The organism is Nonomuraea sp. NPDC049141 (assembly GCF_040648415.1).
Taxonomy (GTDB): Bacteria; Actinomycetota; Actinomycetes; order Streptosporangiales; family Streptosporangiaceae; genus Nonomuraea.
Window position 1 is genome coordinate 1 of the sequence record NZ_JBEZDR010000037.1, and the last position, 12,164, is coordinate 12,164.

At 70.2% G+C, this 12,164-nt stretch carries 7 protein-coding genes; 4 read left to right on the plus strand and 3 right to left on the minus strand.

Annotation, left to right across the window (positions count from 1 at the left end):
- The 3 genes from AB0B91_RS60205 to AB0B91_RS60215 form a co-directional block, all read right to left on the minus strand.
- Positions 1-233: CBS domain-containing protein (locus AB0B91_RS60205; protein ID WP_358341399.1), on the minus strand; the 233-nt coding region annotated here is incomplete at its 3' end.
- A 98-nt stretch (positions 234-331) separates the two neighbouring features.
- Entirely contained in the window at positions 332-2,932 is a 2,601-nt protein-coding gene (locus AB0B91_RS60210) for a GNAT family N-acetyltransferase (protein ID WP_358341402.1), read from the minus strand.
- The gene (locus AB0B91_RS60215) at positions 2,925-3,881 is read right to left on the minus strand and encodes a hypothetical protein (protein WP_358341404.1); all 957 of its coding nucleotides are present in this window, start codon (positions 3,879-3,881) and stop codon (positions 2,925-2,927) included. Before AB0B91_RS60215 ends, AB0B91_RS60210 begins: the two co-directional genes overlap by 8 nt.
- 220 nt (positions 3,882-4,101) lie before the next feature.
- Between AB0B91_RS60215 and AB0B91_RS60220 the strand changes: the two genes are divergently transcribed.
- The 4 genes from AB0B91_RS60220 to AB0B91_RS60235 all read left to right on the plus strand — a co-directional run bounded on the left by AB0B91_RS60220 (position 4,102) and on the right by AB0B91_RS60235 (position 12,144).
- Positions 4,102-5,790, plus strand: a complete 1,689-nt coding sequence (locus AB0B91_RS60220) for a GAF domain-containing protein (RefSeq protein WP_358341406.1) — start codon at positions 4,102-4,104, stop codon at positions 5,788-5,790.
- 375 nt (positions 5,791-6,165) lie between these two features.
- The gene (locus AB0B91_RS60225) at positions 6,166-7,416 is read left to right on the plus strand and encodes an MFS transporter (RefSeq protein WP_358341408.1); all 1,251 of its coding nucleotides are present in this window, start codon (positions 6,166-6,168) and stop codon (positions 7,414-7,416) included.
- Between the two features lie 234 nt (positions 7,417-7,650).
- Complete coding sequence (locus AB0B91_RS60230; protein WP_358341411.1) at positions 7,651-8,058, plus strand: pyridoxamine 5'-phosphate oxidase family protein; 408 nt, start codon at positions 7,651-7,653, stop codon at positions 8,056-8,058.
- Between the two features lie 432 nt (positions 8,059-8,490).
- Positions 8,491-12,144 (plus strand): nitrate reductase subunit alpha, encoded by a 3,654-nt coding sequence (locus AB0B91_RS60235; protein ID WP_358341413.1) that lies wholly within the window; start codon positions 8,491-8,493, stop codon positions 12,142-12,144.
- Positions 12,145-12,164 lie beyond the last annotated feature (20 nt).

The window sequence follows — 12,164 nt, forward strand, 5'->3', positions numbered from 1 at the left end:
CGGGCGCGCAGCGGCGGCCGGTAGCCCTCACGGTAGAACTGCTCGCGGAACTCCTCCTTACGCAGCAGGTCGGCCTCCGACACCATGCCGACGACATGGCCGCCCTCGTCGACCACCGGGACAGCACTGATGCCGCCGGCGATCAAGGTCTCGGCGATGTCCTTGAACGGGGTCTTCGCGGTAACCGTGACGACCTCGGCGGTCATCACGTCGGCGACGGTCCTGCGCTTCACGGGTCAGCCCTTCTCGGCGGCTGTTCTGCTGTCTTCATCACAGCCCCGCAGCTGGGCGTCTGGTAGGGCCGGAAGTCCCGGCTGCGGGTGGTCGTTGGTCAGCGCAGGTGGCGCAGCAGCGGCGAGGTCGGCGGACGGCAGGGGGCGATCCTGATCCGCGCGTCCACTGTCACAGCGCCTTCGGATGTGACGATCACTGGGTTGAGGTCGAGCTCGGCCACCTCGGGCAGGTCTTCCAGCAGCCTGCCCACCCGGACGAGCTGGTCGGCCAGGGCGGCGACGTCGACGGGTGGCGAACCGCGGTAGCCGTACAGCAGCGGGGCGCAGCGCAGCTCGCCGAGCATGTCGGCCGGGTCGGTGATGGGCGGCACCCGGAAGGCGCGGTCGGCGAGCAGTTCCGCCGTGACACCGCCCATCCCGGCCATGATCAGCGGCCCGAAAGACGGATAGTTGACGCCGCCCATGATGATCTCGACCCCGCCTGGGAGCATGCGCTGGATGACGGCGCCTGTCATGTCCGCGCCGATACGCCGTGACATGTCGCGATACGCCTGCCGTACCTCCTCGGCAGTCCGCAGATCGAGCCGTACGCCGCCGACGTCGCTCTTGTGCACGGGCCCCGTCACCTTCAGTACGACCGGCAGCCCGACTCGGCCGGCGGCCTCGGCGGCGGCGTCCGGGTCGGCCACGGTGACGGACTCCACCAGCCGCACCCCATAGAAGCCGAGCAGGCGGGCGGCGGCCGCGGGGGAGAGCCAACAGCCGTCCGCGTGCGCGGCCAGCTCTTCACCGACGAGGGCGCGCGCGGCGGCGGTGTCCACGGCCGGCGGCTTCGCTTCCTGGCCGGCAGGCCGCTCGCGCCACTCGGCGTAACCCACAACGTGGCCGAGCGCCTCGATCGCCTGCTCGGGGAAGGCGTAGCTGGGGATCCGGCCGTCGATCAGGCCGTCGTGACCGACGACGCAGGCCAGCACGGTCTTCTTCGTGTGCCGGGTCGCCTCGGCGATCGCCTGGCGAGTATCGTCCAGTCCGGAGCCGAACGGCGGGGTGTAGACGATGACGACCACATCGACATCAGGGGAGACGACGAGCGCTTCGACAGCGGCGCCGATCTCGGCGGCAGTGGCTTCGGCGGTCAGATCCACCGGGTTGCCCACGGAGGCGGCGGCGCGCGCCCGGAGCACTCCGGCGGGCAGCTCAGGCACGAGCAGGCCGTGCCGCTCGCAGGCATCGGCGACCATGGCCCCGGGCCCGCCGGAGTTGCCGACGATCGCCACGCGGCGACCCTTGGGGAGGGGCTGGCAGGCCAGCAGCCGGGCGGTGTCGAGCAGGTCGCGCACGCTGTCGAGCCTGATCACCCCGCAGGCGCGGGCGAGCGCGTCCACGGCCACGTCCGGAGTGGCCGCCGCGGCGGTGTGGGAGCGCACCGCCCGGTCGCCCGCGCCCGAACGGCCGCTCTTGACCAGCAGGATCGGCTTCTTCGCCGCGACGCGCCGGGCGATGCGGGCGAACTTGCGCGGGTTGCCGAACGACTCCAGGTAGAGCGCGATCACGTCGGTGTGCTCGTCGTCCTCCCAGTACTCCAGCAGGTCATTGCCGCTGACGTCGGCCTTGTTGCCGACCGACACGAACGACGACACGCTCAGCTCATCCAGCAGCGCCGCCCCCACGGCGCCCGACTGCGACATCAGCGCGACGCGGCCCGCGGCGGGGGAGCCCGGCAGGAAGCTGGCATTGAGGCGGGCGGCGGTGTTGACGACGCCCAGGCAGTTCGGGCCGACCAGGCGCATCCCGGCGGTGCGACAGATCGTCAGCAGATCCGTCTCCGCATCGTGCAGCCCGCTCTCGGCGAATCCGGACGTCAGCACCACGAGCCCCGCCACCCCGGCCGCCGCGCACTCGTGGGCCACCTCAAAGACATACTTGGCGGGAACGGCGATGACGGCCAAGTCCACCTCGCCGGGGATCGCGCCCACGTTCGGATGGCAGGCCAGCCCGGCTACTTCGGTCGCGTTGGGGTTGACCGGGTAGATCGGACCAGTGAAGCCGCCGTCGATCAGGTTGCGCAGTACCCGGTGTCCCACGCCTGACGAGTCGCGGCTCGCGCCGATCACCGCCACAGAGCGGGGTTCGAGGACGCGAGCCAGCGAGGCGCGCTCGGCCTCGTGGTCGCGAGCCTCGACGCCGGCTCGGAGCCGGGGGGTCGGTTGCGCGGAGATGGCGATATGCAGGGTGCCGCCGTCGAGGCGCTGCGTCGTGTCCAGGCCGAGGTCGCGCAGGACATTGATCATCGGCCGGTTCTCGGTGAGCACGTCGGCCACCAGCTCGCGCACTCCGTGGTCGGCCGCGTCGATGGCCACGTGCTCGAGGAGGAGCGTGCCGAGGCCGTGCCCGTGCACGGCATCGTCCAGCAGGATCGCCAGGTCGGCGCTGCCGTCCTCGATGGGGATGTACTCGGCGACGGCGACCAGCCGGTCCCGCATGGTGGCCACCAACGCGTGGCCCCGATATGCCTCGCCGGTGATGCGGTCCATGTAGAAGTGGGCGGTGTTGCGGCCTCCGGTGAAGAAGCGCAGATAGGCCGACCGCTCCGAGGAGCGGTCGACCAGCTCGTGCAGCGCGTGGCGGTCGCCGGGGCGCAACGGACGTACGTGGGCTATGCCGCCATCACGCAGCAGTACGTCGTAGCTTTCAGGCATGGTGGGTCTCCAGTTCGCTGGCCGGGCGGCGCGGGGGGCGGGCTCCGTAGGGGCCGTAACCGAGCCGGATGATCATTTGCGGGTGGCCGTGCCGGTGGTGCGGATCCCTGCGGCGGCGCATGTCTCGTAGGTCCAGCGGCTGGTTGAGGAACGACGCCGACAGCCCGTGCGCGGTGGCCACCAGCAGCACGCGTTGTAGCGCCTGTCCGGCTCGGAGCCAGTCGAGCGGCTGGTCGCCCGGCGTGGTGAGCACCGCCAGCAGCGGGTGCTCCTCGAAGCGGGCCTGACCGGCCCGCCGTCCGAAATCGCGAGTACGCCCGGGCTCCTTGCCCGGCCGCGGCCCATGCACGTGACTCGGGACGCCGTCGAAGCGGGCGCCGGACATCGTCCACGCGGCCAGCTCCGCCTGGTAGGCGTGGTCTCGGGCCAGCTCGTCCTCGGCTTTGGCGGCGTAATCGAGTGTCTCACCGACGCCACGCCGGTCGAGGACCCGCAGGTACGCGCCCTCGCGAGAGGCGGCGATGCGCAGCTCGGCCAGTACCGGCAGCGGAACCTGTCGCTCGAAGAACGGTTCCCGGCTGGTGCGACGTACCGGAATCAGGTCGTACAGCTCGCGTTGCTCGCCAGAGGCGAGCGCGGCGCCGGCCATGCGCACCGCCGCCAGCAGGCCGGGCTCCTCATCGGGGTTCGGCAGCAGCCAGACCAGCGGGCGCCGCCCGGTCACCCGCACTGCCAGGCGCAGGTTGAACAGGGCCGCGCCGCAGCTCACATGCTGGGACCGCCTTCGCGGGTCGCTCACCCGTAGTCGCCGGTCGGGATCGGTCCGCAAACTGATCTCCTCGCCGGACACGGCGAAGCGCCACGGCTGGGTGTTGTGCACGGAAGGCGCCTGGCCGGCCGCGACGAGCAGCCGCCTGACGCCGAACTCGGTGGCGAGTGGTGAGAACATGACGCACCTCCCGCCAGCCACGCTGTCGCAGGTGCCGAGCCGTCCGGCAGTGCCGAAGGTCCCCGCTCCTGGGGTACACGTGGCGTGTTCAACGAGGGCCGATGCCTCTAACGGGGCGGGACCTTCGGCCCTGCCCGGCTGTGCTCGCGGGAGTACCCACAGATGATCATGCGACCGATGTCTGGTGGGCGTGGCGCTGTCCTGGTGCAACACTGATCCCATGACGGAAGGCGAGCATCGCTCATTGATGCCGAGTATGCGGCTGGATGAGTTGCTGGCCGAGCTGCAGGTGCGGCTGAGCACCGTGCTGTCGACTCGTGACCGGGTGCACGCGCTGTTGGAAGCGGTTGTGTCCGTGGGCAGCGAACTGGATCTTGAGACGGTGCTGCGCCGGATCGTGGAGACCGCGACCAGGCTAGTGGACGCCACCTATGGGGCGCTCGGCGTGGTCGGGCAGGAGAACACGCTCGTCCAGTTCATCCCGGTCGGGCTGAGCGAGGAGGAGATCGCCCGCATCGAGCACTGGCCGCACGGACTCGGTCTGCTCGGGCTGCTGATCAAGGACACCCGCCCGCTGCGGCTCGGCCGCATCTCCGACCATCCCGAGTCCTACGGGTTCCCTTCCGGGCATCCGCCGATGGGCACCTTTCTCGGCGTGCCGGTACGGGTGCGCGATGAGGTGTTCGGCAACCTTTACTTGACGGAGAAGCGGGGCGGGGCGGAGTTCGACGAGGAGGACGAGGCCATCGTCATCGCCTTGGCCGCCGCGGCCGGCGTCGCCGTGGAGAACGCCCGCCTGTATGAGGAGACCCGGCGGCGCGAGACCTGGCTGCAGGCCTCCTCAGAGGTCACCACCAGCCTGCTGTCCGGGGCCGACCCGCGCGAGGTGCTCACCCTGATGGCGGCCCGCGCCCGCCAGATGAGCGATGCCGACCTCGTGAAGATCCTGATGCCGGAGGAGAGCGGCCAGTCGCTGGTGGTGGAGTATGTCGATGGCGAGCACGCCGAACAGGTGGCGGGCCTGACCTTCGATCTGGCGGCCACCGCGGCGGGCCAGGTTTACACCCGAGGCGAGGCGGTGTCGGCGGAGGACCTGAACGAGACGAACTCACCGCTGCGTCATTTGGGCTTCGGCCCGGAGCTGCTGATGCCTTTGGGGGTGGGCGAGAAGGTACGCGGCGTGGTGGCGGTGGCCAAACGATCGGGCCGGCTGCCGTTCAGCGCCGCGGATCTGCGGATGGTGGGGGCGTTCGCCGGGCAGGCCGCCATCGCGCTGGAACTGGCCGAGGCCCGCAAGGACGCCGAACGCCTCAACCTGCTCGAAGACCGCGACCGCATCGCCAAAGACCTGCACGACGTGGTCATCCAGCGGCTGTTCGCGATCGCGATGACGCTGATGAGCACGGTCCGGCTGGTGAACCAGCCCGAGGTGTCGAACCGGATACGGCACGCGATCGACGAGCTGGACGCGACCATTCGGCAGATCCGCTCGACCATCTTCGCCCTGCAGGGATCGCACGAGGCGCTTGGCCCCAGCCTGCGCGCCCAGATCGTGGCGTTGGTGGAAGCTTCCCGCGGCCATCTCGGGTTCATGCCGGGCCTGCTGATGGAAGGCCAGCTCGACAACCGCGTCCCCGAAACCATCGCCGAGACCCTGCTCGCCGTCCTGCGCGAAGCACTGTCCAATGTGGTCCGCCACGCCAAGGCCTCCAAAACAAACATCTCTGTCGAGGTGGCCGACGACACGCTCACACTGACCGTTCAGGACAACGGCGTCGGGCTGCCCTCCGGCGGCAGGCGCAGCGGCCTACGTAATTTGCACGAGCGTGCCACCGCGCTCGGCGGCTCCTTCGACGTCACCTCTCCGGACGACGGCGGGACCGCTCTTTGCTGGAGTGTCCCACTCTGACCCGGCAGCCGGTCACCGACCAGCCGGCGCGTGCCTCCCTGCGTGCGGGATGCGCTCAGGGCTCGCGGTCGCAGCGGGACGCCATCAGAGGCGAAGGTTGCGCGTCCTTCGGTACTCGCCGGTCAGGCGAGTGAAGACCAAAGCACAAAGCACTCAACAGGCAGGACTTTCGCCTCTAGGAGGCATGGAGCGGCTGCGGTGGGATGCGATGAGTGAGGGCAGGGCAAGAACATCGCGATAACCAGGTGGTGGTCGGCGAATGCCGGAGGCGGCCGATCGCCCTGGGGGCCGTTCTCGCGGGGTCAGCGGCCGACGGAACCGCCACGCACCACGGCACCTGCTTTGAGCATGATCGGCGTGACAAGGACGGATGAGATGAGCACCGATAGGACCAACCGGGCAGTTCCCGGCGGCTCCACCCGTCGGTCGGCGATGATGCTGGCGTTGGCGACCGTGGGATTTGCGGTGAACTTCTGGGCGTGGGCGCTGCTCAGCCCGCTGGGCCCGCGGTTCAAGGAATTGCTGGGCTTGTCGGCTACGGAGCAGGCGTTGCTGGTCGCGGTCCCGGTGATCGTCGGCTCGCTGGGCCGCATCCCCGTCGGAGCGCTCACCGACCGCTTCGGCGGCCGGGTGATGTTCCCCCTGATCTCGGCGGTCACCATCGTCCCGGTGCTGTTCATCGGCGTGGCCGGGCAGAGCTCGTTGGCGGCGCTGCTGGTGGGCGGGTTCTTCCTGGGCATCGGCGGGACGGTGTTCGCCGTGGGCGTGCCCTTCGTCAGCGCCTGGTTCCCGCCCGAGCGCCGCGGTCTGGCCGTCGGTGTCTTCGGCATGGGCATGGGCGGCACCGCGATCAGCGCGCTGACCACCGTCAGGCTGGTCAGGACCGGCGGCTCGGCCACCCCGTTCCTGCTCACCGCGGCGGCGCTCGCGCTCTACGCCGTTGTGGCCTGGTTCGTGTTGCGGGACGCCCCGGGTCGTACGGCGCCTGCCCAGTCGAGTCTGGCCCGTCTGGCCGCGGCCGTGCGCCTGCCGATCACCTGGCAGGCATGCGTGCTGTACGCGGTGGCGTTCGGCGGGTACGTCGCCTTCTCCGTGTACCTGCCTGTCTATCTGCAGTCGGCTTACGGCCTGGAGCAGGCCGACGCGGCCAACCGCATGGCCGGGTTCGTGATCTTGGCGGTTGCGATGCGGCCCATTGGCGGCTGGCTGTCGGACCAGATCGGGCCGATTCCCGTCCTGGTCGCCGTGTTCACCGTAGTCGCGCTCTGCGCCGCTGTGCAGGCGTTCACCCCGCCGCTCATGATGCTGGGCACGGTCGCGTTCCTGACCATGGCCGCGGCGCTCGGCGCCGGCAGCGGGGCGACCTTCGCCCTGGTGGCGACGGTGGCCCCGGCCGACAAGGTGGGCTCGGTCACGGGCCTGGTCGGCGCTGCCGGAGGGCTGGGCGGGTTCGTGCCGCCGCTGGTGATGGGCCTCGTCTACGGCCTGTTCGGCTCCTACGGGCTGGGTCTGGCCGCGCTGGCCGGAGTGTCGGTGCTGACGCTGGTGCTGACCCTCACCGCAGTCCGTGCCACGGCCAGGCGGTGCTCGGCCGCGCCGCCGGTGCGGTCGATGCCTGCACGGTGACGTCAGCGGGAGACCGCGACAGCTGAGCGATCCTGTCTGGCCGGGTCGCGAAACCGCTTGGGTGCCGCAGGTGGGGAGTCGTGTCGGCCGGCGAAGGAGAACCCCGCTTGCCGACGGCGAGCCCGAGCTTCGCATGTTGGACGGTCTACGGTCACCACCACCGAGGGCGATCGGCGGACGTCACGGGACTTTCGTCCCTAAACGGTCAGGTAGGGGTGCTGACAGGCTGGCGGTATGAAACTCGACTCGGCCGGCCTGCAGGTGCTCTCGCACGAGGAGTGCATGCGCCTGCTGCCTTCGTGCCCGATCGGGCGGATCGTCTTCACCGATCGCGCCCTGCCGGCCGTGCAGCCGGTCAACTTCTGCCTGGACGGGGAGGACATCGTCATCCGCACGGCGGCCGGTTCCAAGCTGGCCGCCGCCACACGCAATGCGGTCGTGGCCTTCGAGGTCGACGACTTCGACTCAGGAGAGCGGACCGGCTGGTCGGTCACTGTCGTCGGGTATGCCCGTGTCGCCGACGACTCACAGGTCGCCCGGCTGGAACGATTGCCGCTGACGCCGTGGGCACACGATGGCGACCACTTCATCGTCGTCACCACGGTGGAGGCCACCGGCCGACGCATCCAGCAACCCAGCTGACCGTCCCCGGTGACCGAGGTCCGCTGGGCTCGGAGTTCCGGATCCACCGGAGGCTCGCCGACGCCTATCGCCGCGGCCCACATCCAAAGCCCCACCGGAGGCCAAGGACAGCGCACCGGACTGGGGACGCGGAAACCTCGCCTGGAAGCCGGTGCCGACGGTCGCGTCGCCCGCCGGCTGAACCGGCCACGCTGGCCCGTTACGGCGGGGTTTCGGGTCTTTGGGGTCTTGAAGGTGGGACTAAAGACCCTGAGGTGTCCGTATTGCTGGCAGCAAGGATGAAGGCGTCATCCCGGCCTGGTGCCCGATCGGATCGGTGCAGGTAGCGAGATGGTCGAACGGGTACGGGGTGTTCGTGCCGCTACCTGACTATCAAAGCGCTGATGGCGGGCCGTGTTCGGGTTTGTGGTGCCAGATGAAGGGGTTGTACGTATGGCGAGTACGGATGGGCCGGTCAGCGACGCCCTGCTGAAGCTTGGCCGGCACCTGCGGTCCGGCGCCGTCTCCGACGATCTGCGGACCCTGCACCAGATCGGCGGACGCCAAGGCGACGCGTTCTACCGTGACCGGTGGAGCCACGACAAGGTCGTCCGCTCCACCCACGGCGTCAACTGCACCGGTTCCTGCTCCTGGAAGGTGTATGTCAAGGACGGCGTGATCACCTGGGAGGCGCAGCAGACCGACTACCCGAGCGTGGGCGGCGACCGGCCGGAGTACGAGCCCCGGGGCTGTCCTCGTGGTGCGGCGTTCTCCTGGTACACCTACTCGCCCACCCGGGTCCGCTTCCCGTACGCCAGGGGTGTGCTGGTGGAGATGTACCGGGAGGCCAGGGCGAGGCTGGGTGACCCGGTCGACGCTTGGGCGGAGATCACCACAGACCCGGACAAGCGGCGCCGCTACCAGTCGGCCCGCGGCAAGGGCGGGCTGGTGCGCGTCACCTGGGACGAGGCATGCGAGATCATCGCCGCGGCGCACGTGCACACCATCAAGACCTATGGCCCCGACCGGGTGGCCGGTTTCTCCCCGATTCCGGCCATGTCGATGGCCTCCCACGCGGTGGGCGCCCGGTTCGTGTCGTTGATCGGCGGGGCGATGCTGTCGTTCTACGACTGGTACGCCGACCTGCCGGTGGCCTCCCCGCAGGTGTTCGGCGACCAGACGGACGTGCCGGAGTCGGCCGACTGGTGGGACGCCGCGTACCTGATGCTGTGGGGCTCGAACGTGCCGGTCACCCGCACACCCGACGCCCACTTCATGGCCGAGGCGCGCTACCGGGGCCAGAAGGTGGTGGTGCTCGCGCCCGACTACAACGACGCCGCCAAGTTCGCCGACGAGTGGCTGGCCCCGCACCCGGGCACGGACGGCGCGCTGGCCATGGCGATGGGGCATGTGATCCTCAAGGAGTTCTTCGCCGACCGGCCGACGGCTTGTTTCACCGACTACGTCAAGCGTTTCACGGACCTGCCGTTCCTGGTCCGGCTGCGTGAGCGGGACGGGGCGTACGTGCCGGACAAGTTCCTCACCGCGGCCGACCTGGGGCAGGAAGGGCAGGAGGCGGCGTTCGCCACGGTCCTGCTGAACGCGCGGACCGGCGAGCCGGTCGTACCGAACGGCTCGCTCGGCTTCCGCTACTCCGAGGAGGGCCAAGGCCGCTGGAACCTCGACCTCGGCGATGTCGACCCGCTGCTGACCACCCTGGGGGAGGAGGCGGTGCCGGTCGCGCTGCCCCGCTTCGACGGCCACGAGAACGGCGTGCTGGAGCGCGGCGTTCCGGTGCGGCGCGTCGGCGGCCACCTGGTCACCACGGTGTACGACCTGATGCTCGCCCAGTACGGTGTGGCCCGCGACGAGCTCCCCGGCAGGTGGCCGACCGGCTACGACGACGCGGCCGAGCCCTACACCCCGGCCTGGCAGGAGGCGATCACCGGGGTGCCGGCCAAGGCAGCGGCGAGGATCGCCCGGGAGTTCGCCCGCAACGCCGAGGAGTCCGGCGGCCGCTCCATGATCATCATGGGGGCGGGGACGAACCACTGGTTCCACTCCGACACCATCTACCGCTCGTTCCTGGCGCTGACCACGCTGACCGGCTGCCAGGGCGTCAACGGCGGCGGCTGGGCGCACTACGTCGGCCAGGAGAAGTGCCGGCCGATCACCGGCTGGGCGCAGCTCGCCTTCGGCCTGGACTGGTCGCGCCCGCCGCGGCAGATGATCGGCACCGCCTACTGGTACCTGCACACCGACCAGTGGCGCTACGACACCTACTCGGCCGACGTCGTCTCGTCTCCGCTCGGCAGCGGCGCGTTCACCGGCAAGGCGACCGCCGACCTGCTCTCGCAGTCGGCACGTCTGGGCTGGATGCCGTCCTACCCGACGTTCGATCGCAACCCGCTCGACCTGGCCGACGAGATCGCCGCGGCGGGTGCGGAGGCGGGGCCGTACGTGACCGAGCAGGTCGTCAAGGGGCGGCTCGGGTTCGCCTGCGAGGACCCCGACGCGCCCGGGAACTGGCCGCGCGTGCTGACCGTGTGGCGGGCCAACCTGCTCGGCTCGTCGGCCAAGGGCAACGAGTATTTCCTGCGCCACCTGCTGGGCACCGACTCGGCCGTACGGGCCGAAGAGGCCGCGCCCGGACAGCGGCCGGAGAGCCTGGCCTGGCCGGAGGAGGCGCCGCGCGGCAAGCTCGACCTGCTGCTGTCCCTGGACTTCCGGATGACCTCCACCACGCTGTTCTCCGACATCGTGCTGCCCGCCGCCACGTGGTACGAGAAGCACGACCTGTCCTCGACAGATATGCACCCATTCGTGCACGCCTTCACCCCGGCGATCGACCCGCCTTGGCAGACCCGCACCGACTTCGCCGCCTTCCACGCCATCGCCCGCGCCTTCAGTGACCTCGCGAAGACTCACCTGGGCACACGTACGGACGTGGTGGCCGTGCCGCTGCTGCACGACACGCCCGATGAGCTGGCCACCCCGCATGGGCGGGTGCAGGACTGGCGCGCGACGGGCCGGCCGCCCACTCCGGGACGCGACTTCCCCAAGCTGGTCACGGTGGAGCGCGACTACGGGGCGGTGGCGGAGAAGATGGCCGCCCTCGGTCCACTGCTGGAACGGCTCGGCGCCACGACCAAGGGGCTGACGTTCGACGTCTCCGGTGAGATCGACCGGCTGGGCAGGATGAACGGCACCGTCCGCGGCGGCGTCGCCGGGGGCCGCCCCTCTCTGGCCCGCGACAGCGACATGTGCGAGGCCATCCTGGCCTTGTCGGGCACCACCAACGGGCACCTGGCCGCCCAGGGGTTCGCCACGCTGGGCCGGCGTACCGGGACGTCGTTCGACGGGCTGGCCGACGAGCACAAGCAGATCACCTTCGCCGACACCCAGGCCCGGCCCGTGCCGGTCATCACCTCGCCGGAATGGTCGGGCAGCGAGAGCGGCGGGCGGCGCTACTCGGCGTTCACCATCAACGTCGAGCACCGCAAACCCTGGCACACGCTGACCGGCCGCCAGCACTTCTATCTCGACCACGACTGGATCCACGAGGCCGGCGAGGCGCTGCCGGTCTACCGGCCACCGCTGAACATGACCGCGATGTTCGGCGAGCCCGGCGTCGGCGAATCCGGGGCAGACGGTGTCACCGTGCGCTACCTCACCCCGCACTCGAAGTGGTCCATCCACTCCGAATACCAGGACAACCTGCTTATGCTTACGCTCTCCCGAGGCGGGCCGACCATCTGGATGAGCCCCGCCGATGCGGCCAAGGCGAAGATCCGCGACAACGACTGGGTGGAGGCGGTCAACCGCAACGGCGTCGTGGTGGCCCGCGCGGTCGTCTCGCACCGGATGCCCGAGGGCACCGTGTACATGTACCACGCCCAGGAGCGCGTGGTGGACGTGCCCAAGAGCGAGACCACCGGGCGGCGCGGCGGCATCCACAACTCGCTCACCCGGCTCCTGGTCAAGCCCACCCACCTTATCGGCGGGTACGCCCAGCTGAGCTTCGCCTTCAACTACCTCGGGCCCACCGGCAACCAGCGCGACGAGATCACCGTGATCCGCCGCCGCTCTCAGGAGGTCGACTACTGATGCCCGCGAGCGTAGCGAGC

What these genes read in the sequence shown, in the direction of transcription:
- AB0B91_RS60210 (WP_358341402.1), bottom strand. Translation starts at nt 2,932, where the DNA reads ATGCCTGAAAGCTACGACGTACTGCTGCGTGATGGCGGCATAGCCCAC.
- AB0B91_RS60215 (WP_358341404.1), bottom strand. Translation starts at nt 3,881, where the DNA reads ATGTTCTCACCACTCGCCACCGAGTTCGGCGTCAGGCGGCTGCTCGTC.
- AB0B91_RS60220 (WP_358341406.1), top strand. Translation starts at nt 4,102, where the DNA reads ATGACGGAAGGCGAGCATCGCTCATTGATGCCGAGTATGCGGCTGGAT.
- AB0B91_RS60225 (WP_358341408.1), top strand. Translation starts at nt 6,166, where the DNA reads ATGAGCACCGATAGGACCAACCGGGCAGTTCCCGGCGGCTCCACCCGT.
- AB0B91_RS60230 (WP_358341411.1), top strand. Translation starts at nt 7,651, where the DNA reads ATGAAACTCGACTCGGCCGGCCTGCAGGTGCTCTCGCACGAGGAGTGC.
- AB0B91_RS60235 (WP_358341413.1), top strand. Translation starts at nt 8,491, where the DNA reads ATGGCGAGTACGGATGGGCCGGTCAGCGACGCCCTGCTGAAGCTTGGC.